Source organism: Sphingomonas sp. EU05-FHT14C10, from assembly GCF_058790595.1.
Window position 1 is genome coordinate 1 of the sequence record NZ_JBYTEN010000025.1, and the last position, 21,276, is coordinate 21,276.

At 63.3% G+C, this 21,276-nt stretch carries 17 protein-coding genes and 2 pseudogenes; 9 read left to right on the forward strand and 10 right to left on the reverse strand.

Annotated elements, in window-relative coordinates; translation table 11 throughout:
- Window positions 1-519: 519 nt before the first annotated feature.
- Both AC3WT0_RS17710 and AC3WT0_RS17715 read right to left on the reverse strand, forming a co-directional pair.
- The gene (locus AC3WT0_RS17710; protein ID WP_492754765.1) at window positions 520-1,575 is read right to left on the reverse strand and encodes a ribonucleotide-diphosphate reductase subunit beta; all 1,056 of its coding nucleotides are present in this window, start codon (window positions 1,573-1,575) and stop codon (window positions 520-522) included.
- Between the two features lie 295 nt (window positions 1,576-1,870).
- Entirely contained in the window at window positions 1,871-2,518 is a 648-nt protein-coding gene (locus AC3WT0_RS17715) for a class I SAM-dependent methyltransferase (RefSeq protein ID WP_492754766.1), read from the reverse strand.
- A gap of 372 nt (window positions 2,519-2,890) precedes the next feature.
- On the opposite strand from AC3WT0_RS17715, the pseudogene AC3WT0_RS17720 reads away from it, so the two are divergent.
- Window positions 2,891-3,772, forward strand: a pseudogene (locus AC3WT0_RS17720) (NF038122 family metalloprotease); the annotation flags it as partial.
- 81 nt (window positions 3,773-3,853) lie between these two features.
- Window positions 3,854-3,955 (forward strand): annotated as a pseudogene (locus tag AC3WT0_RS17725) (PEPxxWA-CTERM sorting domain-containing protein); the annotation flags it as partial.
- A 65-nt stretch (window positions 3,956-4,020) separates the two neighbouring features.
- Here AC3WT0_RS17725 and katG read toward each other — a convergent pair.
- Entirely contained in the window at window positions 4,021-6,210 is a 2,190-nt protein-coding gene (gene katG / locus AC3WT0_RS17730; RefSeq protein ID WP_492754767.1) for a catalase/peroxidase HPI, read from the reverse strand.
- Between the two features lie 277 nt (window positions 6,211-6,487).
- On the opposite strand from katG, the gene AC3WT0_RS17735 reads away from it, so the two are divergent.
- Genes AC3WT0_RS17735 through arsC form a run of 4 tightly spaced genes read left to right on the forward strand, consistent with a single transcriptional unit; the run spans window position 6,488 to window position 8,734 of the window.
- On the forward strand, window positions 6,488-6,925 hold the full coding sequence (locus AC3WT0_RS17735; protein ID WP_492754768.1) for an ArsI/CadI family heavy metal resistance metalloenzyme: 438 nt from the start codon (window positions 6,488-6,490) through the stop codon (window positions 6,923-6,925).
- The gene (locus tag AC3WT0_RS17740) at window positions 6,925-7,272 is read left to right on the forward strand and encodes an ArsR/SmtB family transcription factor (protein WP_492754800.1); all 348 of its coding nucleotides are present in this window, start codon (window positions 6,925-6,927) and stop codon (window positions 7,270-7,272) included. The genes AC3WT0_RS17735 and AC3WT0_RS17740 overlap by 1 nt, the downstream gene beginning before the upstream one ends.
- Complete coding sequence (gene arsB / locus AC3WT0_RS17745) at window positions 7,269-8,327, forward strand: ACR3 family arsenite efflux transporter (protein WP_492754769.1); 1,059 nt, start codon at window positions 7,269-7,271, stop codon at window positions 8,325-8,327. The genes AC3WT0_RS17740 and arsB overlap by 4 nt, the downstream gene beginning before the upstream one ends.
- Window positions 8,324-8,734 carry an arsenate reductase (glutaredoxin) gene (arsC, locus tag AC3WT0_RS17750; protein WP_492754770.1) on the forward strand — a complete coding sequence of 137 codons (411 nt, stop codon included), beginning with the start codon at window positions 8,324-8,326 and terminating at the stop codon, window positions 8,732-8,734. The genes arsB and arsC overlap by 4 nt, the downstream gene beginning before the upstream one ends.
- A 48-nt stretch (window positions 8,735-8,782) precedes the next feature.
- Here arsC and AC3WT0_RS17755 read toward each other — a convergent pair whose 3' ends face one another.
- On the reverse strand, window positions 8,783-9,193 hold the full coding sequence (locus AC3WT0_RS17755; protein WP_492754771.1) for a Ros/MucR family transcriptional regulator: 411 nt from the start codon (window positions 9,191-9,193) through the stop codon (window positions 8,783-8,785).
- 455 nt (window positions 9,194-9,648) lie between these two features.
- On the opposite strand from AC3WT0_RS17755, the gene AC3WT0_RS17760 reads away from it, so the two are divergent.
- Window positions 9,649-11,013: a tyrosine-type recombinase/integrase gene (locus AC3WT0_RS17760; protein WP_492754772.1), complete on the forward strand. Its 1,365-nt coding sequence runs from the start codon at window positions 9,649-9,651 to the stop codon at window positions 11,011-11,013.
- A 56-nt stretch (window positions 11,014-11,069) separates the two neighbouring features.
- On the opposite strand, the gene AC3WT0_RS17765 is transcribed toward AC3WT0_RS17760, so the two are convergent.
- The 6 genes from AC3WT0_RS17765 to AC3WT0_RS17790 form a co-directional block, all read right to left on the reverse strand.
- Window positions 11,070-14,312: an error-prone DNA polymerase gene (locus AC3WT0_RS17765; protein ID WP_492754773.1), complete on the reverse strand. Its 3,243-nt coding sequence runs from the start codon at window positions 14,310-14,312 to the stop codon at window positions 11,070-11,072.
- Window positions 14,309-15,832, reverse strand: coding sequence for a Y-family DNA polymerase (locus tag AC3WT0_RS17770; RefSeq protein WP_492754774.1), 1,524 nt, complete (start codon window positions 15,830-15,832; stop codon window positions 14,309-14,311). Before AC3WT0_RS17770 ends, AC3WT0_RS17765 begins: the two co-directional genes overlap by 4 nt.
- Window positions 15,747-16,505, reverse strand: coding sequence for an ImuA family protein (locus AC3WT0_RS17775; RefSeq protein WP_492754775.1), 759 nt, complete (start codon window positions 16,503-16,505; stop codon window positions 15,747-15,749). The genes AC3WT0_RS17770 and AC3WT0_RS17775 overlap by 86 nt, the downstream gene beginning before the upstream one ends.
- Before the next feature lie 281 nt (window positions 16,506-16,786).
- On the reverse strand, window positions 16,787-17,323 hold the full coding sequence (locus AC3WT0_RS17780; protein ID WP_492754776.1) for a chromate transporter: 537 nt from the start codon (window positions 17,321-17,323) through the stop codon (window positions 16,787-16,789).
- Entirely contained in the window at window positions 17,310-17,891 is a 582-nt protein-coding gene (locus AC3WT0_RS17785; protein WP_492754777.1) for a chromate transporter, read from the reverse strand. The genes AC3WT0_RS17780 and AC3WT0_RS17785 overlap by 14 nt, the downstream gene beginning before the upstream one ends.
- A gap of 18 nt (window positions 17,892-17,909) precedes the next feature.
- Window positions 17,910-18,875: a LysR substrate-binding domain-containing protein gene (locus AC3WT0_RS17790; protein ID WP_492754778.1), complete on the reverse strand. Its 966-nt coding sequence runs from the start codon at window positions 18,873-18,875 to the stop codon at window positions 17,910-17,912.
- A 446-nt stretch (window positions 18,876-19,321) separates the two neighbouring features.
- Here AC3WT0_RS17790 and AC3WT0_RS17795 point away from each other — a divergent pair, with 446 nt between their 5' ends.
- A complete protein-coding gene (locus AC3WT0_RS17795) occupies window positions 19,322-19,753 on the forward strand; it encodes a cupin domain-containing protein (RefSeq protein ID WP_492754779.1) in 432 nt (143 codons plus the stop codon).
- Window positions 19,754-19,782: 29 nt separating this feature from the next.
- Window positions 19,783-21,201 carry an efflux transporter outer membrane subunit gene (locus AC3WT0_RS17800; protein WP_327754138.1) on the forward strand — a complete coding sequence of 473 codons (1,419 nt, stop codon included), beginning with the start codon at window positions 19,783-19,785 and terminating at the stop codon, window positions 21,199-21,201.
- Window positions 21,202-21,276 lie beyond the last annotated feature (75 nt).

Sequence of the window (21,276 nt, forward strand, 5' to 3'; positions counted from 1 at the left end):
TGCTTCACCTGCGCTGATGCGCGACAACAATGATCGGTCTCTGGTTGCCGCTGGATGAAAGCCGGGGGTCACGTCACTGAAAAATCAGAGGCGGTCTTGGAAGCGGCTATGGCGCCGGATGTGTTTCAAGCTATTTATGGGCGCTTCGAGGGGAAATTTCCGACTGCAGACGAGCCGATCCGGGCTTTTTTGATTCGAGAAATGGGCTTTTCAAAAAGTGGCGCGGACGAGTGCATAGATTCTTTACGTAGAACTGCTGCTTATGTGGCTGAGTATCGAGAGACATTGGAGCCTTCGGAGACTCACAACGAGATACTTTCTAGCGGTAATCCGATGGAGCGAAATACTCCAATGCAGAGTCTGACTCCCGTCGCGCCTCTAGAAACCGAAACCATGAGGATAAGGCTTTCTAGAGACTGTCTTGTCGAATTAAGATTTGAGGGGCGCCCCGATTCCAAGGCCCTCTCAAATCTCATTCGCCACGTGGAACTTATACAAGAGGTTTGGTCGGAAGATTAATCACTCCGCCGCCACGCCCGCGCGCGTGAACATGTCGCCGCCTTCGCCATTATCCTCGTTGGCGGCGGCCTTTTCCTTGGCGGACTTGCGGCGGTCGAAGCTGTCCCACACTTCGCTCCAGTTGCCCTTGGTCGCGGCCTTCGAATATTCGGTGGCGCGCGTCTCGAAGAAGTTGGCGTGCTCGACGCCGTTGAGCAGCGGCGCCAGCCAGGGCAGGGGGTGCTCCTCGATCATGTAGATCGGCTTCAGGCCCAGCTGCCCCAGCCGCCAGTCGGCGATGTAGCGGACATATTTCTTGATGTCCTTGGGCGCCATGCCGTTCACCGGCCCCATCTCGAACACCAGATCGATGAAGGCGTCCTCGATGCGCACCGTCTTCTGGCACATGTCGAGAATGTCGTCGCGCACCGACGCGGTCATGCAGTCGCGTTCCTTGCAGAAGGCATGGAACAGGCGGATGATGCCTTCGCAGTGCAGGCTCTCGTCGCGCACCGACCAGCTCACGATCTGCCCCATGCCCTTCATCTTGTTGAAGCGCGGGAAGTTCATCAGCATCGCGAAGCTGGCGAAGAGCTGCAGCCCCTCGGTGAAGCCGCCGAACATGGCGAGCGTCTTGGCGATATCCTCATCGGTATCGACGCCGAAGGTGGCGAGATAGTCGTGCTTGTCCTTCATCTCCTTATACTGGAGGAAGGCCGAATATTCGCTCTCGGGCATGCCGATCGTGTCGAGCAGGTGCGAATAGGCCGCGATGTGCACCGTCTCCATGTTGCTGAACGCGGTCAGCATCATCTTGATCTCGGTCGGCTTGAACACGCGGCCATATTTCTCGTGGTAGCAATCCTGCACCTCGACGTCGGCCTGCGTGAAGAAGCGGAAGATCTGGGTCAGCAGGTTGCGCTCATGATCGGTCAGCTTCTGCGCCCAGTCGCGGCAATCCTCACCCAGCGGCACTTCCTCCGGCAGCCAGTGGAGCTGCTGCTGACGCTTCCAGAACTCGAAGGCCCACGGATATTCGAAGGGCTTGTAGGTCTTGGAGGCTTGGAGAAGCGGCATCGGGCTATCCTTGGACGCGGTTGACACTATCGGGCGCAGTGGTGGCCCCGCGACAAGCGCGGGCAGGAATCTCGATTGGCGATGACCGCGACAATCCGGTTCCCGATCCCCCGTTCGGCCCAGACGTTAACGATATGCCTTTTCGGAATCCGACGCCATCCAAAAGCGCAGCCCCGCGCTCAAAAATTTGGATGCACCCACAATATCTTGTGGATGGTTATGTGCACTCATCGCAACATGGCGGAAAAGCGCCATTTGCGGGCGGGATCGACCGGCGCCGCCCGCAAAGCGCTTCTCAGCGCTTGGCGATCAGCGATTTGGTGAATACGCCCGCGAAGCGTTCGCGCTCCAACTCGGCGTCGGGGAACAGTTCGGCCATCTGGCGCATGGTCAGCAGGTTGATGTCCTGCACCTGCCGGATCGCCTCGTCGAAATTCGCGGCACTGCGGAAGCCGCGCTTCCGGCCCGTCAGCATTGCGGCGCGCGTCTGCTCCGGCAGCCAGTGGATCAGCGCGGTGCGGAAATGCGGCTCGATCGGGAACCAGAAATTGGGCGTCTGCAGATAATAATGCGGTGCGATGCGGCGGACCTCGCCGGCCATCGCCACCATCTCGGGCCAGCGGCCGACATGTTCGATCACGCTGTTGGAATGGACGATGTCGAAGCTGCCGTCGGCATGTTCGGGCATGGCGCAGGCATTGCCCGGGCGCAGATGATAGATGCCGTCGTCGCTCGGCTCGACGCCGAGGTTGACGATGGTGATGTCGAAGGCGCGGCCCTCCCACAAAGGCTCGAACGCCTTCCAGTAGCTGGCGGTGCCGCCGATATCGAGGATGCGGACCGGGCGCCCCGTGACGCCCGCGCGATCGACCACCGAAAGGAAGGTGCCGAATCGCTTCCGCCTGAACCTGTTGCCGTCGACTTTCATGGGCTTGAGGATCAAGCAGGGATCGCTGCGGGGATCAAGCCGCTTTCCCGTCGTTAAGCCTCAATCGGGGCATGGAGAGCGAATGGCGCGGCAGGCGTGCCGTTGCCGGCCCCCTGCGTCCGGGCAGCGGTGATTCGCTCTGCTCGCAAGCATTGTGCTGGCTGTCGGGACAGGTTTGCGCCGGCGCAGGAGGTCGATCGTACCAATTTAAGTCCAGATTGAACGCAAATCTGACGTCAGGGCGGCGCGCAGCAACATTTTGTTACAAATTGTGCAATTCTCGAATCGAGACGGGTTATCCTGTTGATATAAGTAAATTTTTCCATAACCATCCGGGGTCGAGGGCGGCGCCAGGGAAGGCGCCGGACTCGCAATGGGGAGACACACATGAAACTGCTCAAACTCACGACCCTGGGGTCGGCGGCTCTACTCGGCCTGTGCTCGGCCAGCAGCGCCAACGCGCTGACGATCAACCTGATCAACACCGGCGGCGTCGAAGTGGGAACCGACGCCTATTTCGCTTTCTCGGTCGCTGCGAAATATTGGGAATCGGTGATCACCAACGACGTGACGCTCAACTTCCGCGTCGGCTTCACCTCGGCCGGCTTCGCGCCGACCACGCTGGGCCAGACGTCGAGCGCTTCCGGCACCAAGACGCAGGTTGCCTGGCGCAATGCCCTCACGGCTGATGCCACCAGCGCGCTCGATGCCAGCGTCGTCGCCAACCTGCCGACGATGAATGCCACCAACGTGCGCCTCAACAACACCCTGCAGAAGGCACTCGGCCTTTATACGGGTTCGGCAAGCGCCATCGATGCGACGATCACCTTCAACTCGGCGCGCGCCTTCGACTTCGACACGCGTGACGGCTTCGACGCCAGCAACCCGGCATCGGACTTTGTCAGCGTCGCGGTGCACGAAATGGGCCATGCGCTCGGCTTTACCAGCGCCGTCGCGCAGAACACGACGGCCAATTCGACGCCGTCGAACACCGACATGTTCCGCTACAAGAACGGCGTATGGGACCAGACCTGGGGCGGCTACGCCTATTTCTCGATCGACGGCGGCGCGACCGAGTTCCTCAACAATTCGGGCTTCTCGTCGGGTCCGGACGGCTTCCAGACCTCACACTGGCGCGAAGGCGGCCGTATCCATGATGGCGTGAGCTGCACCCAGCTCACCGAAGCGCAGGTCGGCATCATGGATCCGACCGGCGGTCTCTGCCAGGAAGGCATCGTCACCGCGCAGGATCTCGCGATGTTCGACGCCCTCGGCTGGAACCTCAACGTCGATGTGTTGAGCAATCTCGACTATCAGATGTCGACGTCGGAAATGATGGAGCGTTTCCGCTCGTCGGTTCCCGAGCCGACGACCTGGGCGATGCTCATCGCGGGCTTCGGCATGGTCGGCGGCGCGATGCGCCGCCGCCGCACCACCGTTTCCTTCGCCTGATCTGAGGAAAAAGTGCGCCGCCGGCATTGCTGCCGGCGGCGCATTTCATTTCCGTCGCCGGCCGGTCAGGCGATATCGATCCGGTCGGCGTTCATCACCTTGGTCCACGCCGCCACGAAGTCCTTCGCGAACTTCTCCTTCGAATCCGACGCGGCATAGACTTCCGCCCAGGCGCGCAGCTCCGAATGCGATCCGAAGATCAGGTCGACACGCGTCGCCGACCATTTGGGTTGCCTGCTGTGGCGGTCGAGCCCGTCGAAGCGGTTCTTGTTGTCGGTCGCGACCCATTCGGTCCCGCTGTCGAGCAGGTTGACGAAGAAGTCGTTGGACAGCGTGCCGACCCGGTCGGTGAACGCGCCTTCCTTCGCGCCGCCGCTATTGGCGCCCAGTACGCGCAGTCCGCCGACCAGCACCGTCATCTCGGGGCCGCTGAGGCGCAGCAGCTGCGCCTTGTCGACCAGCGCTTCTTCCGGCGCCATGAAGTTGAGCGGATGATAATAGTTGCGGAAGCCGTCGGCAACGGGCCGCAGCGCTTCGAACGAATGCGCGTCGGTCTGCGCTTCCAGCGCGTCGGCACGTCCCGGCGTGAAGGGCGCTTTCACCTCGACCCCGCCGTCCTTCGCGGCCTTCTCGATCGCCGCGACACCGGCCAGCACGATCAGGTCGGCGATCGACACCTTCTTGCCGCCGCCGGCGGCCGCATTGAAGTCCGCCTGAATCCCGCCAAGCGCGTCGAGCACCTGGGCGAGATCGGAGGGGTTGTTGGCGTCCCAGTCCTTCTGCGGGGCAAAGCGGATGCGTGCGCCGTTCGCGCCGCCGCGCTTGTCCGATCCACGATAGGTCGAAGCCGACGCCCACGCCGCCGAGACGAGCCGCGGCACCGAAAGCCCGGTCGCCAGGATCTTCTGCTTGAGCGCGGCGATATCCGCTTCGTCGATCAGCGCATGGTCGACCGCCGGGATCGGATCCTGCCAGATCAGCTCTTCGGCGGGCACCAGCTTGCCGAGATAGCGGCCTTTCGGGCCCATGTCGCGGTGGGTGAGCTTGAACCAGGCCCGGGCGAACGCATCGGCGAATTCGTCGGGATTCTGGTGGAAGCGCCGCGAAATCTTCTCATAGGCCGGGTCGAAACGCAGCGCGAGGTCCGACGTCAGCATCATCGGCTTGCGCGTCTTCGCCGGATCGAAGGGGTCGGGGATGTCAGCGGGCGCATCCTTCGCCACCCACTGTTTCGCGCCGGCCGGGCTCGCCGTCAGCTCCCACTCATAGTTGAACAGGTTGTCGAAGAAATAGTTGGACCATTTGGTCGGCGTCTGGCTCCAGATCACTTCGGGGCCGCCGGTGATCGCGTCGGCGCCGATGCCGGTGCCGTGCTTGCTGCGCCAGCCCAGACCCTGATCCTCGATCACCGCGCCTTCGGGGTCGACACCCACGAACGAGGGGTCGCCCGCGCCGTGCGTCTTGCCGAACGTATGGCCGCCAGCGATCAGCGCCACCGTTTCCTCGTCATCCATCGCCATGCGTGCGAAGGTCTCGCGGATGTCGCGCGCCGATGCGATCGGATCGGGATTGCCGTTGGGGCCTTCGGGATTGACGTAGATGAGGCCCATCTGCACCGCGCCGAGCCCGGGGTGGAGCTGGCGCTCGCCGCTATAGCGCTCGTCGCCCAGCCAGGTGCCCTCGGGGCCCCAGTAAAGCTCCTCGGGCTCCCATGTGTCCGCGCGCCCGCCGCCGAAGCCGAAGGTCTTGAAGCCCATCGATTCGAGCGCGACGTTGCCCGCAAGGACGAGCAGGTCGGCCCATGACAGCTTGCGGCCGTACTTCTGCTTGATCGGCCACAGCAGGCGGCGCGCCTTGTCGAGGTTGGCGTTGTCCGGCCAGCTGTTGAGCGGGGCGAAGCGCTGCTGCCCGCCACCCGCGCCGCCGCGCCCGTCGGTGATGCGATAGGTGCCGGCGCTGTGCCAGGCGAGACGGATCATCAGCCCGCCATAATGGCCGAAGTCGGCCGGCCACCAATCCTGCGAATCCGTCATCAGGCAGGTCAGGTCCGCGATGACGGCATCGAGGTCGAGCGTCTTGAATTCCGCCGCATAATCGAAATCCGCGCCCATCGGGTCGGATCGGGGCGAATGCTGGTTCAGGCCCGAAAGGTCGAGCCGCTCGGGCCACCATTCGCGATTGGTGTGGCGTCCGCCACGGCCCGCGCTGTGCCCGAACGGGCAGCCGCCAGCTACATCTCCGACTTTGGCATCCATGTTCTGCTCCATCCTCTGCCTCGCCGGCTGGCGGCCACGCCGCAGTCCGACAGGGAAACAGTAGATTCAAACTCCGGCGACCGAGAAATTGAATATCTGGATCAGACTTATCGACTCCGACCCTCGTCGCCCGAAGCCTACGCGCCTTCTCGCATCGATATAAGACATATGAAGGTCGGCCGGGGGGCAAGGCTCCTGTCGCCCGCAGCCGCTAATCCGCTTGTCGAATCGATAATTCGGAGATAATCGAATTATCGAAATAATGAAGGTCGCCGCTATGAAGCGTTTGCACATGCACGTCAGCGTGCCCGACCTCGAACAGGCGATCGCTTTCTACGGTACGCTGTTCGATACGCCGCCCATCGTCGTGAAGGACGATTATGCGAAGTGGATGCTCGATGATCCGCGCGTCAATTTCGCCATATCATCGCGCGCCCGCGCGACGGGGATCGATCATGTCGGCATCCAGGTCGATGCGCCTGATGAGCTTGCCGAGCTTGCGGCGCGCCTGAAGGCGGCCGGCAGCCAGACCTTCGATCAGGACGCGACGACCTGTTGCTATGCCAATTCGGACAAGAGCTGGGTGACGGACACGGCAGGCGTGCGCTGGGAAACCTTCTTCACGCGTGGCGAAGCGACATCTTACGGCGAGGATGAGGCTCATCCCGAGCCGGCGTCGATCGCCTCCTGCGCGCCCAGGGCGGCGTGCTGCTGATGCTGCTGCCCGAAGCCGTCGAGGCCTTGTCCGCACTGGCCCATGGGCATCGGTTGGCCGTTTTCCGGTTGCTGGTGCGGGCCGGCGAGGATGGCGTGCCGGCGGGTGAGATCGCCCGCGAAGTGGGGGTACGACCCAGCACATTGTCCACGCATCTGACCATCCTCGGCCATGCAGGGCTGATCCGGTCGCGTCGCGAGGGCAGATCCGTCATCTACTCCGCCGATTATGAGGGGATGCGCGGCCTTCTGGGTTTCCTCATATCCGATTGCTGCGGCGGCCAGCCGGAGATTTGCGCGCCGTTGACCTATCAGGCCGCCTGTTGCCCGGGGAGCGCCAAGGCATGACCGTCTTCGAGCGCTATCTGTCGCTCTGGGTCGCGCTGTGCATCGTCGTCGGGATCGCCGCCGGCCATTTCATGCCGGGCGTCTTTGCGGCGATCGGCTCGGCCGAGATCGTCAGCGTCAACATGCCTGTCGCCATGCTGGTATGGCTGATGATCGTCCCGATGCTGCTGAAGATCGACTTCGGCGCGCTTGGCAAGGTGCGTCGATACTGGCGCGGCGTCGGCGTCACGCTTTTCGTCAACTGGGCGGTGAAGCCTTTTTCGATGGCGTTGCTCGGCGCGCTTTTCATCGGTTGGCTGTTCGCCCCCCTGCTGCCGACAGGGCAATCCTCCTCCTATGTGGCGGGCCTGATCCTGCTGGCCGCGGCACCGTGCACCGCGATGGTCTTCGTCTGGTCGAATCTCTGCGACGGGGAGCCGGCCTATACTCTCAGCCAGGTCGCGCTCAACGATGCGCTGATGGTCGTCCTGTTCGCGCCCTTGGTCGGCCTGCTGCTCGGCGTCGCGTCGATCACCGTGCCATGGGATACACTGCTGCTCTCGGTCGTGCTCTACATCGTCGTGCCTGTGGTCATCGCGCAGCTTGCGCGGCGCTTTCTCCTGGCAAAGGGCGGTCAGCCCGCGCTGGATCGGCTGCTGGCCCGGCTCGGCCCGGTGTCGCTGATCGCGCTGCTGGCGACGCTGGTGCTGCTGTTCGGTTTCCAGGGCAGACAGATCGTCGCGCAGCCGCTGGTCATCGCGCTGCTCGCCATTCCCATCCTGATCCAGGTCTATCTGAATGCCGGCCTGGCCTATATGCTCAATCGCGCGGCGGGTGAGGCGCACTGCGTGGCGGGGCCGTCGGCGCTGATCGGGGCAAGCAATTTCTTCGAGCTCGCGGTCGCGACGGCGATCGGGCTGTTTGGGCTTCAGTCGGGCGCCGCGCTCGCCACCGTTGTGGGCGTGCTGATCGAGGTGCCGGTCATGCTGTCGGTTGTCGCCATCGTGAACCGCTCGCGCGGCTGGTATGAACGCGGGGCGGCCGTCGCCCGCGCCAAGAAGGCGGCGCAGGCATGACCGGTCCTTTTCCTGTCACCATCTATCACAACCCGGACTGCGGCACCTCGCGCAACGCGCTGGCGATGATCGAGGCGGCCGGATACGCGCCGACGATTGTCGACTATCGCGTCGCGGGCTGGACGCGCCCGCTCCTCGAGCAGCTTTTTGCGGCGATGAGCGCCGCCGCCCGCGATCTGCTGCGCGAAAAGGGGACGCCCGCCGCCGCGCTCGGATTGCTGGGGCCGGACGTTGCCGACGAGGCGATCCTCGCGGCAATGCTGGATCACCCGATCCTCGTGAACCGCCCGATCGTCGTGACGCCCCGGGGCACGCAGCTCTGCCGCCCTTCGGAATCGGTTCTGGACCTGCTCGAAAACCGGTCGGACAGCTTCACCAAGGAAGACGGCGAAATCATCCGCTCCTGACGCGCGCCGGCTTGAACCGTCACGCCGGAGGCGGCTGCCGGACCCGGCCTATTTCTTGACGCGCGTACCGGGCTTGCGGCCAAGGCCGATCTTCTTGGCGAGGGTGCGGCGACGCTCCGCATAGTTGGGCGCAACCATCGGATAATCGGCCGGTAGGTTCCACTTGGCGCGATATTGGTCGGGCGTCATCTTATAGTTGGTCATCAGATAGCGCTTGAGCATTTTCAGCTTCTTGCCGTCTTCGAGGCAGACGAGATAATCGGGCTTGATCGAAGCACGCACCGATACTGCGGGCTCCTGCTTCACATCCTCGATCTTGGGTTCTTCGCCAAGCGTCGCCAGCGTTGCATGAACGCTCTGGATCAAGGTCGGCACATCCGACACCGCGACATTGTTGTTGCTCACATGCGCCGCAACGATGTCGGCGGTCAGGGTCATCAGGACTTCGGTGTCGGCCATGATCTACTCCATTTTGGATCGATCTCTTGGCAGAGATATTGAAGGAGGACAATCGTGGAGTGTTGGCTTCGACGTCGATGACGGAAATGAGGATCGAGGCCGTTCATTATTATGCGATGAAGGATCCAGGTCAGGCTCCGCGCAGGCCCGATTTTCCGATGAGCCCGGTTCGGAGACAATGACAGCTCCCTCGCACCAGACTGGTCGACGATCGCAAAAATGGCGGAGGAAATGGCGCACCCGACAGGATTCGAACCTGTGGCCTCTGCCTTCGGAGCTAGAACTACACCACTACGAAGGTCTTACCAACCCAACGCTAGAGCACGCTAACATACTGTTTTAACAGTAGTTTCTTGACTTTCAGGGTTCTCTGCGCTACGCCAATGACACCCACAGTTTTCGATTCAGTGGTGAGTTTTTGGTGAGTTTTTTGAACCCGCGCTAGCGAGGTGCTTATGTCGAAACTTACGAAAACCGTCGTGGACAAGTCCGAGCCACGCGACAAGCAATATACCGTCTGGTGCGGCGAACTGAAGGGCTTCGGCATTTTCGTCCTACCGTCCGGCACCCGGACCTACTTCGTCGATTACCGAAACGCCAACAATGTGCGACGCCGGATGAAGCTGGGCCGGCACGGCCAGATCACCGCCGAGCAGGCGCGCACGTTGGCAATTCAAGCCCTGGCCGAAGTCTCAAAGGGCAACGATCCGCTCGAAAATCGAAATAGCGCGCGCAAGGCGATTTCGGTGAAGGAGCTTTGCGAGCTTTATATCGCGGAACTCGAAGCCGGCCGCATCCTCGGGAAGGGCGGTCGGCCGAAGAAGGCCAGCACCAAGATCACCGACCTTGGCCGGATCAACCGCCACATCATCCCGCTTCTGGGCAAGAAGCGCGTCACGCACGTCACCAAGGCGGACGTGACGGCCATGATGAAGGACATCATGGCGGGCAAGACGCGCGGGGTTCACAAGACAGAGAAGCTGCGTGGCAAGTCGATCGTTCGCGGCGGCATCGGCGTCGCCAGCCGCACTGTTGGCCTCCTGGGCGGCATCTTCACCTATGCGCGGGACGAGCTGGGCATAATTGACGTGAACCCGGCGCATGGCGTCCGCAAGCCGAAGGATGCCGTGCGCTCGCGCCGCTTGAACGAGGACGAGTATCGCACGCTCGGTCTCATCCTCACCAAGGCTGCCGAAGACGAACGCTACACTCGCACGGTTGAGATGATCCGACAGATCGCCATGTCGGGTTGCCGTCGCAGCGAGATCATCAAGCTGCGCAAGGACGAACTCGATACTGCGGGAAGCTGCTTCAGGTTCGAGGATACGAAGGAGGGCCAATCCGTCCGGCCGATGGGTTTGCCTGTGCTGGAGTATTTCGACGAACGGGATATGGGCGGCGACAGCCCCTATGTGTTTCCCGGCACGCGAAACGGCGACAAGCCGTTCGGCAGCTTTCCCCGGCATTGGGCGAAGATCTTCGAGGGATCGGAACTGGCGGACCTTACCGCCCATGTGCTGCGTCACAGCTTCGCCAGCATGGCGAATGATCTGGGCTTCACCGAGATCACCATCGCGGCGCTGCTCGGCCATGCGTCGGGGTCGATTACAAGCAGGTATGTCCATACGCTCGATGCGGCGCTCGTCATGGCGGCCGATACGGTCTCAGGATATATCGACGCGCTGCTCAGCGGAGCGCAGCTATCACACACGCATTACGCGCTCGATCGCAGCTCCAGGAAGGCCGCACTGGTTCGTTTCCTGACACCTCGGCCCGTTGCGGAGTCACAGGGCGAGGAGGTGGAACGTCTTGCGGCATAACGCACACGCGGAGGGTTGAGCGGGTATCCGGTCGTCTCTCCACGTCCGCTGCGGGATCAATGGAAGTTCCTGGACTTCAGCTTGAGTCCGCTTTCATGCCGTTCTGCTTCGCCTGCGCTGACCATCAATGGTCGGCGCTCGCGCGGGTCATCGGTGATGCCGAACCGTGCGCCGTCGCCGCGATCATCCGGTTTCGGAAACTCGCGTTCGCCGAGGCTCGACAATAGCGGCGTCAGATCGAATAGCCGCGCGCAGATCAGGTGAATGACATCGCCCTCACGCTGGACCCGGCCCTGGATGCCGAGCAATGAGGCGGTCAGCACGATGCGGCGTTGCTTCTCGTAGAGGTCCGGCCAGACGACGAGATTGGCGATGCCGCTTTCATCCTCGATGGTGATGAAGGTGACGTTCTTCGCGCTCCCCGGCCGCTGGCGGACCAGCACCAGGCCGGCGGTGCGAACGGAGCGGCCGTCACGCAAGCCATTGGCGGCGGCGCAGGTAACGAAGCGGTCGCGCTCCAACTCATCGCGCAGGAAGGCGACCGGATGGCGGCGCAGGGTCAGGCCGGTATGGCGATAGTCCTCGGCCACTTCGCGGCCCGCCGTCATGGCCTTCAGCCGCACGGCTTCCTCGGCGATTTCCGGTGCGGGCCTGCCGTCGTCACGAGCCGCCGCCGCGAACAGCGGAAGCGGCTCGTCGCGCAAGGCCTTGATCGCCCAGAGCGCCTCGCGCCGCGCCAGGCCGAAGGCGGGCTGGAAGGCATCGGCTTCGGCGAGCCGCACCAACGCGGCCGCAGGCACTCCAGCACGTCGCCATACATCGTCGACATCAGCGAAGGGGCGCTCGGCCCGTGCTGCGACGATCGCGGCGGCCTGGTCGTTGGCGAGCCCCGACACGCGGTTGAACCCGAGCCGGACGGCGAGCCGATCGTCCGCCGGCTCCAACGTGCAGTCCCAGCGCGAGGCGTTGACGCAAACCGGCCGGACCTCGACGCCATGCTCGCGGGCATCGCGGACGATCTGCGCCGGCGCGTAGAAGCCCATCGGCTGACTGTTCAGCAGCGCGGCGCAGAATATCTCGGGGTGCCAGCATTTGAGCCAGCTTGAGGCGTAGGCGATCAGCGCGAAGCTGGCGGCGTGCGACTCTGGAAAGCCGTAGGAGCCGAAGCCTTCGAGTTGGCTCACCGTCCTGTCGGCGAACTCCTCGGTATAGCCGCGTTCGATCATGCCGCCCATCAGCCGCTCGCGGAAATTGACCACGCCGCCGGTATGTTTGAACGTTGCCATTGCGCGGCGGAGCTGGTCGGCCTCGCTCGCCGAAAAGCCGGCGCAGACCATCGCAACCTGCATCGCCTGCTCCTGAAATAGCGGCACGCCGAGCGTCTTGCCCAACACGCGCTCCAGTTCGGGGGTCGGGTAATCGACCTGCTCCAGCCCTTCGCGGCGACGCAGATAGGGATGCACCATGTCCCCTTGGATCGGCCCCGGTCGGACAATCGCCACCTGGATGACGAGATCGTAATAGGTGCGCGGTTTCATGCGCGGGAGCATCGCCATCTGCGCCCGGCTCTCGATCTGGAACGTCCCCAACGTGTCCGCCTTGCGGATCATCGCGTAGGTGCGGGGGTCTTCTGCTGGGACCGACGCGAGATCGAGATCCACGCCCTTATGCTCGCGCAGCAGGTCGAAGCCGCGGCGCATACAGGACAGCATCCCCAGCGCCAGCACATCGACCTTCATCATCGCCAGGGCATCGACATCATCCTTGTCCCACTCGATGACCTGGCGATCTTCCATCGCTGCCGGCTCGATCGGGACAAGTTCGTCCAGGCGATCCTCGGTCAGCACGAAGCCGCCCGGATGCTGCGAGAGATGACGCGGTGTGCCGATGAGCTGGCGGGCGAGATCAAGCGTGAGGCGTAGCCGGCGGTCGTCGAGATTGAGGTTCAGTTCCTCGGCGTGCTTCGGCTCCGCGCCTTCCGTCGACCAGCCCCATATCTGCGAGGACAAGAGGCCGATCACATCTTCGGGCAGCCCCATCGCCTTGCCGACATCGCGCAGCGCGCCCTTGGCGCGATAGCGGATGACGGTCGAACACAACGCGGCGCGGTGCCGGCCGTAGGTTTCATAGACCCATTGGATCACTTCTTCCCGGCGCTGGTGCTCGAAATCGACGTCGATGTCCGGGGGCTCGCGCCGCTCCTGGCTGACGAAACGCTCGAACAGCAGGCTATTCCGGCTCGGGTCGATCGAGGTAACGCCGAGCACGTAGCAGACCGCCGAGTTTGCGGCCGAGCCGCGTCCCTGACAGAGGATGTCCTGCGAGCGGGCGAACCGCACGATGGCGTCGACCGTCAGAAAATAGGGCGCGTAGTCCAGGCTTTCGATCAGCCCCAGCTCGTGGCGCAGCGTGGCGGCCACTTCGTCGGGAACGCCTTCGGGATAGCGCGCCGATGCGCCTTCCCATGTGCGTTTTTCGAGCGTCGCCTGCGCGGTCAGCCCGTCGTCGACCACTTCATGCGGATATTGGTAGGCCAGCTCATCGAGGCGGAAGCGGCAACGCTCGGCCAGGTCGGCGGAGCGCGCCACCGCCTCGGGCCAGAGGCGGAACAGCCGCGCCATCTCGTCGGGAGGTTTGAGATAGCGGTCGGCATGGCGGTTCTTGGCGAAGCCGGCATCGTCGATGGTGACGCCTTCCCGGATGCAGGTCATCACGTCCTGAAGCATCCTGCGCTCGGGTGCATGGAAAAGAACGTCATTGGTGGCGACGGTCGGCACGCCCGCCTGCGCCGCCATGTTGACCAGTTCATGCAGGCGCAGGAAATCGCGCGGCCGCCGCCGCAGGGTCAGCGCCATATAGGCCCGGCTGGGAAATCCATCGGCGAGCCGCCGCAGGCGCAGCGCGGTGATGTCGTCGGCCGCATCGGGCGCGAGCGTGGCGATCAGCCCTTCGCCCCATTCAGCGAGATCGCCCCAATGCAGTTCGCACTTGCCCTTTCCGGCCCGGCCCTTGCCGATCGACAGCATCCGGCAGAGCCGCGCATAGGCCGAGCGGTCGGTCGGATAGACGGTCACGTCCGTTCCGTCGGCAAGGACCAGTCGGCATCCGACGATCAGGCGCACGCCGGTCGCCTTGGCGGCTTCGTGGGCGCGGACAATGCCGGCGAGACTGTTGCGGTCGGTGATCGCCAGCGCCTCGATCCCGAGCATCGCGGCGCTGGCGAACAATTCCTCGGCGCTGCTGGCCCCGCGCAGGAACGAGAAATGCGACGCGCATTGCAGCTCGGCGTAGCGGGTCATGCGAAGATCCCGTGCAGATACCAGCGATGATCGCCGGTGTTTGGGTCTTCGCCATCGCCTCGCCGGAACAGCCAGAAGCGTTCGCCGGCTTCGTCCTCGACCTGGAAATAGTCGCGCACCGCCTCCAGTTCGCCGTCGCGCACCCACCATTCGCCGAAGATGCGTTCCGGCCCATCGGCCCGCTTCACCCGATGGCGAATCCCGCCCCAGGTGAAGCTGACTGGCGGATGGTCGGGCAACAGCGCCATCGCCTCGACTGGCGCAGGCGGGCAGATCAGGCGCGATGGCCGCGGCCAGTCGGCGGGCCAGGTGACGCCCGCGGGTTCCGCCAGAGGCTCGATCCTTCGCACATTGCGTTCGGGAACTTCGCTCTGCGTCGGGGCGCAGCGATAGAGCGTCCCATGCGCCATACGGTTGGCGAGCGTGTCGACCAGATCGGACAAGTCCGGCGTGGCCGGCTCGATCAGGCTTGAGGCGTTGGCGCGATAATGGAGCGGTTCGGCGATCGTCGCCGTCAGCGTCATCAGCTCGATTCCGAAGCCCGGCGCCACGGTCTCGATCTTGTCGCCGAGCAGGCGGGTCATGCGTTTGGCGTCGCGCAAAGGTTTGGCGGTGCCGGCGCGGATCGCCTCGATGCGGTTATCGACGCGGTGGAACAGCAGATCGAGCCGCCGCGCCCCCAGGCCCTGCCGCTCCAGCGCCTCGCAAAGCTGTAGAGCGAGCTTGGCCGTGTAACGCGCCAGTGTTTCCGGGGCCGCGATCGGTTCGGCGAAGGCGCGGCGCACCCGGATGAGTTCGGGCGCTTCGACCAGCTCGAAGGGTTCGGACGCGCGGCCCATTGCCTGGTCGAGCCTGCGCGAGACTTCAGGGCCGAAGCGCAAGGCCAGCGGCGCGCGCGGCAGCGCCGCCAGTTCGCCAACCGTATCGACGCCCAGCCGGCGCAGACTCTCGATTGCCGCCGCATCAAGCCTCAGCGCGGCGATCGGCAGGGGCGCAAGGCTGATTTCGAGATCACGCGGCGGAACGATCAAGGCTGGCGCTGGGCCGAACCGCGCGAGAGCGTGGGCCGCGCCGTAGGTTGGCGCGATGGCGATCCGCGCGGCAACGCCGCTATCGGCCAGGCGCCGCGACAAGTCCGCGATGAATGCCGCTTCGCCGCCCAGCAGATGCGAGGCGCCCGCCATGTCGAGATGCAGGCCGTCAGGCGGGTCGGCGGCGACGACAGGCGAATACCGCCGCAGCGCCCACACGGCGAGACGTTCGAGCGCGGCCCCATCCCCGGCAGGATCGGCGTCGCGGACTTCCAGACCGGCGATGAGGGCCTGCGCCTTGGCGACGGCCATGCCGGGATGGACTCCCAGCGCCAGAGCGGCCGGGCTCGCAGCCGTCACCGCCCGCCGTCTTCCTTCACGGCCAACCAGGACGAGCGGGGTTTCAGGCGGTGGCGCCGACGCGCCGAGGCTCCGCCGGAGCCTGTCCGTGGGCCAGGTCGGCAGGTAGAGCGAGACGGCCCTGGTCATCGCAGGCGTCCAACTCGAAATCGGCGCATTCCCCGGCACGCGCGCGGATCAGCTCGATCAGCCAGCGAGCCCGGCCGACGCCGGGGACCGGCAAGGGCGCGGACGGGAGCGCGGTGACGCGCCAGCGCGTGGCGCTCGCCGTCGGTTGCCCAAAATCCGCCGCCTCCGTCATGCGCCGCCAACGCCTTATCGCAAGCGCGATGGTGCCGGTCTCTTCGGCACAGAGCTGAAGGCGGCGCGAGGCGACCATCGGCAGGCGTGCGAGTTCGCCGACGACGGCCGCGAGGTCGCCATGTCGCAAGCCCTCCTCCATGCAGGCCAGCACCGCCTTTTCGTCGCCCACCTCGGCGTAGATCACCCGATCCGGATGCAGGCCGGCCTGGGCCAGCGCCGGGGCAAACAGATCTCGGCGCGTCACGCACCACAACACCTGGCCGGATGTGCGCGCGGCGATCCCGGCGGCAAACAGGGCCGCCGCCGCCCCATGCACCGCGCCGTTGCCGCCACCGGCGACCTCGTGCAGCGCACCCAGCGCCAAGCCGCCGCCCGGAATCTTCCGATCGACCGACTCCAGGCCGAATGGCAGCACGCCGCGATGGCGCCAGCCGGCCGATTCGAGCCGGGCGATCTGCTCGCGAAGCGCGGAAATCTGCGGGTTTACGGACGAGGACATGCACTCCAGAACACTCGTGAACGGCTAAATGTTCTTAGAATGTTCTCATCATGCCAGAGAGTCAACGAGACTCATCAGCGGCGTTCCGCGCATCTCGGAACTTCCTCGACCAGGTAACCCGGCTCGCCTGTCAGGCAGGCCCAGCGGACCGCTGAATTGTACCGCTAACGCCCAATTGCGAATTACGGTCGTATTCTGATGGCGCAGCAGTCGTCATCTTCGGGCTATAATCAATGCTTCCTGAACCCAGATATGATTTTACTAAGACATATCGCGCGGGCTTAGGTGAGACTCTGCAAAACGCCGAGGGCGGGGACAGTAGTTGAGATAACGCCCGCAGCAAGAATAACCCAAAGTGTGTCAACGTTCGTCCGTAGGAGGAATGCAAAGCTAGCCAATGCGATTATTATATCGACAGGATTCGTGAGCGCATCTTTAGCGAGAGGGATGGCCGAAGCGACCAGAAGGCCCGCGCTTGCGGTTATGACAGCATCTAAGACTGAGCGTACACGCGGGTTTTTCATCTTTCGTCCAACAAAGTGGGTCATTGGAATGATGAGAAATGCAGGTGTAATCGTTGCCAGCCAGCCAGTGATCGCGCCCGGAATACCAGCGACGAAGTAACCGACGCTGACAAAATATAATCCCACGGGTCCTGGCATGCTCCGCGTAATCATGAGCGCTTCGTTCAACTGCGCGGTAGTGAGGACGTGGCTATGAGTGACTAGGCTATCTTGGATTACTGGCAATGACGCCAGTCCAGAAAAAGCTGTCAAGGACCCGCGCAGGAACACAATATAGAGTTCAAATAAGTTCATCGGCGTCCCGTGGAGCGGCTGCGCCTGCCAGTGCGGCTAGCAATAGAACATCGAAAGCGGGTACGCTAAAAAAGGTGTAAAGCACGAAGGCTGTAATCGCGACGATGACAACGCGAGGCTTAGCCCGACCATGTAATTGGGAATGGGCGATCTCCCAACCGGCTTTGACGGTGATTGAAACTGCGGCGGCGATAGCGCCGTGGATGGCGGGTTGCGCCCAAGGGTTGTGCTGCAAATCACGGAACAATGCCGTCGCGGCGAAGATTATTAGGCTGCAGGGAATGGAGCCCGCCAACAATGCGGTTACGGCACCGAGAATGCCGCGCAATGTCCAGCCCACGCCCGTTCCGAAAGCAAAGAGGTTTGTACCGGGCGCGAGCCGAGCCAGGATGAAAATAAGATTAAACTCGTCATTGGTGAGCCAATGACGCTTATGGAATATCTCCCGGTACATGACCGCCACGCCGGCGCTTCCGCCACCTAACGCGAAATTGCCGTACCGAACAGAAACGTAAGCGATCTCCGCTAAGGAAGGTGGCTTAGAAGATGGGGATTCGAGATTTTCCATTCGTACCCCTTCTGGAGATCACCATGTAACCGCCGACGTGGGCTTTTTAGGGTGCGATGCAGCCGTAAGCGGTTGTGCCGAACTTAGCTCCTTATATGCCTGGCGTTGCAACTCTGCTTCACTGTGCAGCCACTCGCGGAACGCCAATAATGCTGGATCCTTCTTACGCACCGGCCGATAGGCCAAATACCAGTCTTCATATTTGCGCTCGGTGATGGGAAAGGGAGAAACTAGGCGGCCTGCCGCCAGCGCGTCACTGACGTAGGGGAGTTGTGCGACGGCGATTCCTACTCCATCAAGAACGGCTTGAATTGCCATTGCGGAACTCTCGAACAACACCTCATTGGCAGGCTGGATCGACGCATGCAGGCCTGCCGCTTCGAACCACCAGGTCCATTGTTCACGCAAATGAGCAACGACGATTAAGGTGGCACTGCTGAGATCGCGAGGGTGCCGCAAGTCTGCCGCTAATGCTGGCGTGCAGACTGGTATCAGTGTTGACGCGAAGATTTCCTCGGCAGCATAGCCAGGCCAGTCGCCAGTGCCGCGCCGCACGGTGCATGTCCAATCGTCGCGCATCGGATGCATTGCACCGCCGGTAGAGACTCGCACCTCGACATCGGGATGGTTGCGATTGAAGTTCGTCAACCGCGGAATAAGCCAGTGCAAAGCAAGGGCCGGGGAAACTCCTACGGTGAGCACCGGCCCTGCCTGCATCATGGTCACCTGCTCGGTGAGTCGCGAGATTGCATCGAAGGCGTCTGTAAGGCCTGGCTGGAAAGCCCGACCTCGTTCGGTAAATTCGAGCTTGTTGGGACGACGATGGAAGAGCCCGAACCCGAGATGATCTTCCAGAAGTCGCACCATATGGCTCACGGCCGTTGACGTGACATTCAATTCCTCTGCTGCCGCCTTGAAGCTGCCATGCCGTCCAGCCGCTTCGAAGGCGCGCAAACCGTTCAAAGAGGGTAGTTGGCGACGCATGACAACCCCTAATATATGTTGGGCTAACCGTGAGAAATTTGCGTTTGCTGCCCACGTTCATCGGAGTAATCTTAGGCCCAGAGGCGGAGGATTTCTATGCGTAAATTCGCTCCCGGTATCAAAATCGCGATCGGCTTGTTTGCAGCCGCAATCATAGTGGTGGCCATTGCAAGCCTGGTCCCACGAGGGCCTATGCACCACGGGTGGGACTGGCCTTGGCACGATTGGTGGCATTCTCAGACCGGCAGCGCAGTTGGCCTCAGCGGTTCGGTTGGACGATGAGCCAAATCCAAATGCTGGGATGGTCGGATGGTCAGATAGTTATGGACACCGCGAGGATACGATCCGCGTGACTACTCGCAGTTCGGCCAACCATCAGTGCAACGATCAACGATAAGCCTGCTCAATACAGTGCTTCACCAAGACAGCGTCCGGGAAACCGTCAGATGATGAAGATATCGAATCCCATAAGGATCGGCGCCGCGGCGATCGGAGTCCTGTGCCTGCTTCAGGCAGGTCCGGCTGTGAGCCAAGAAAAGCATGGCGTGATACCGCATGCTCCGCTGCTGAAGACCGTATTACCCGGCACAAAAAATTTGGAGGTCGCAGTCTACGAGACGGAATACGCTCCTGGTGGGATCAACCCCCGACATCTCCATCCGGCCGCGATCACATTCTATGTCGTGTCAGGGACGGGTGTTTGGCAGGAGGAGGGGAGGCCCGCGGTAACGCTGCGCGCGGGCGACAGCTTGTATGTTCCTGCCGGCACGATCCATTCTCACTGGAATCCCAGCGCAACGAAGCCTCTACGGTTCCTGGAGTTCATCGTAGCCGAGAAAGGGAAAGGGCGCTCTATTCCGGATCCCATAAAAAAGTGAGATTCCATGGGCTCCAAGGGAGCGACTGCATGACCGCAGGCCTCCCCGCACTTCTCGCTCTCGCCGGGTGCAGCCTGGCGCCGGCCTATCACCGGCCTGATCCGGCCATCCCGCCATCGTGGTCGGCTGGCGCACCAGACCTGCGAGCCGACGAAGCAGCGCTGCCGGCGGTCAGCTACCGCGAAATATTCCGCGATCCGCATCTGCTAGCGATCATCGGCCAGGCACTGGCCAACAATCAGGACCTGCGCGTGGCACTCGCAAATGTTGCGGCGGCGCGCGCGCAATCGCGAGTGGCGCAAGCGCAGATACTGCCGCAGCTGGACGTCACCGCCGGTGCCGACGTCCGGCATGGCGAAGCGGGCGGCGCCAGCAACAACCTTCCCGGCAAGAGCTACGCGCTCGACGGCGGTCTCAGCGGCTTCGAAGTGGACCTGTTCGGACGGTTGAGCAACCTGAGCACGGCCGCCTTCAATGAATATCTGGGGACCGAAGCAGCGCTGCGGTCGGCACGGCTGACCTTGGTGGCGCAGGTTGCCGTCACCTACTTGACCCTTGCCGCCGATCGCAGCCTGCTGGCCATCGCGGTTGATACGGAGGACAGTGCGACACGCAGCGTTGAACTCACCCGAGTGCGGTTGGCGGGTGGGCTCGCCCCGCGCACCGATCTGCGTCAGGCCGAGACCATTCTGTCGCAGGCGCAGTCGGACAAGGCGCAACTGACTACGCAGGTCGCGCAGGATCGTGCCGAGCTCGACCTGCTGGTCGGCGCGCCGGTCGCCGACGCGGACCTGCCGGCGGCGATCGAAACGGTCGAGGGGCTGCGGGCAGCGATACCGGCTGGGCTCGATTCGCGAATTCTGCTACGACGGCCCGACGTCGTCCAGGCGGAATATGCGCTGCGCGCCGCCAACGCCCGCATCGGTGCCGCCCGTGCCGCCTTTTTCCCAACCATCTCGCTGACCGCCGTCGCCGGACTAGCAAGCACCGCCTTGTCGGCGCTGTTCACCGGTGGCGCGTTCAATTGGCAGGTCGCCCCGCAAGCAACGCTGCCGATCTTCGACGGCGGTGCCAATCGCGGCAATCTGGCCTTTGCGAAGGCCGAGCGCGACGCGGCGACAGCCAAGTATCAGAAGGCGATCCAGACCGCGTTCAGCGATGTCGCCACCGCCCTCGCACGGCGCGCGACGATCGATGATCAATTGGCCGCCGATACCAGGCTTGAGGCCGCCGCCGCCGACACGCTGACCCTGGTCACCGCGCGTTACCAGCGCGGAATCGACACATACCTTGACCTTCTGGATGCTCAGCGGACGCTGTATCAGGCACGCCGCACCGTCGCCAACACGCGGCTGGTGCGCGCCACCAACCTAGTTGCCGTCTACCGTGCGCTCGGCGGCGACCAGCTTGTCGACACCCTGCCTCCGCCGACCGGCAATGGCGGCTAAGCCGCCTCTCTTTTGGCTGCCCGACTGGCTTCGACACCGATGTCGGGGCGCCGGGCTGAGGCACAGCGGCAATGT

Coding starts and splice junctions, on each gene's coding strand:
- AC3WT0_RS17765 (WP_492754773.1), bottom strand. CDS start 14,312: ATGACCCGCTACGCCGAGCTGCAATGCGCGTCGCATTTCTCGTTCCTG.
- AC3WT0_RS17770 (WP_492754774.1), bottom strand. CDS start 15,832: ATGACCAGGGCCGTCTCGCTCTACCTGCCGACCTGGCCCACGGACAGG.
- arsB (WP_492754769.1), top strand. CDS start 7,269: ATGACCGTCTTCGAGCGCTATCTGTCGCTCTGGGTCGCGCTGTGCATC.
- AC3WT0_RS17795 (WP_492754779.1), top strand. CDS start 19,322: ATGATGAAGATATCGAATCCCATAAGGATCGGCGCCGCGGCGATCGGA.
- AC3WT0_RS17775 (WP_492754775.1), bottom strand. CDS start 16,505: ATGTCCTCGTCCGTAAACCCGCAGATTTCCGCGCTTCGCGAGCAGATC.
- katG (WP_492754767.1), bottom strand. CDS start 6,210: ATGGATGCCAAAGTCGGAGATGTAGCTGGCGGCTGCCCGTTCGGGCAC.
- AC3WT0_RS17710 (WP_492754765.1), bottom strand. CDS start 1,575: ATGCCGCTTCTCCAAGCCTCCAAGACCTACAAGCCCTTCGAATATCCG.
- AC3WT0_RS17755 (WP_492754771.1), bottom strand. CDS start 9,193: ATGGCCGACACCGAAGTCCTGATGACCCTGACCGCCGACATCGTTGCG.
- AC3WT0_RS17790 (WP_492754778.1), bottom strand. CDS start 18,875: ATGCGTCGCCAACTACCCTCTTTGAACGGTTTGCGCGCCTTCGAAGCG.
- AC3WT0_RS17800 (WP_327754138.1), top strand. CDS start 19,783: ATGACCGCAGGCCTCCCCGCACTTCTCGCTCTCGCCGGGTGCAGCCTG.
- AC3WT0_RS17740 (WP_492754800.1), top strand. CDS start 6,925: ATGCTGCTGCCCGAAGCCGTCGAGGCCTTGTCCGCACTGGCCCATGGG.
- AC3WT0_RS17785 (WP_492754777.1), bottom strand. CDS start 17,891: ATGGAAAATCTCGAATCCCCATCTTCTAAGCCACCTTCCTTAGCGGAG.
- arsC (WP_492754770.1), top strand. CDS start 8,324: ATGACCGGTCCTTTTCCTGTCACCATCTATCACAACCCGGACTGCGGC.
- AC3WT0_RS17780 (WP_492754776.1), bottom strand. CDS start 17,323: ATGAACTTATTTGAACTCTATATTGTGTTCCTGCGCGGGTCCTTGACA.
- AC3WT0_RS17760 (WP_492754772.1), top strand. CDS start 9,649: ATGTCGAAACTTACGAAAACCGTCGTGGACAAGTCCGAGCCACGCGAC.
- AC3WT0_RS17735 (WP_492754768.1), top strand. CDS start 6,488: ATGAAGCGTTTGCACATGCACGTCAGCGTGCCCGACCTCGAACAGGCG.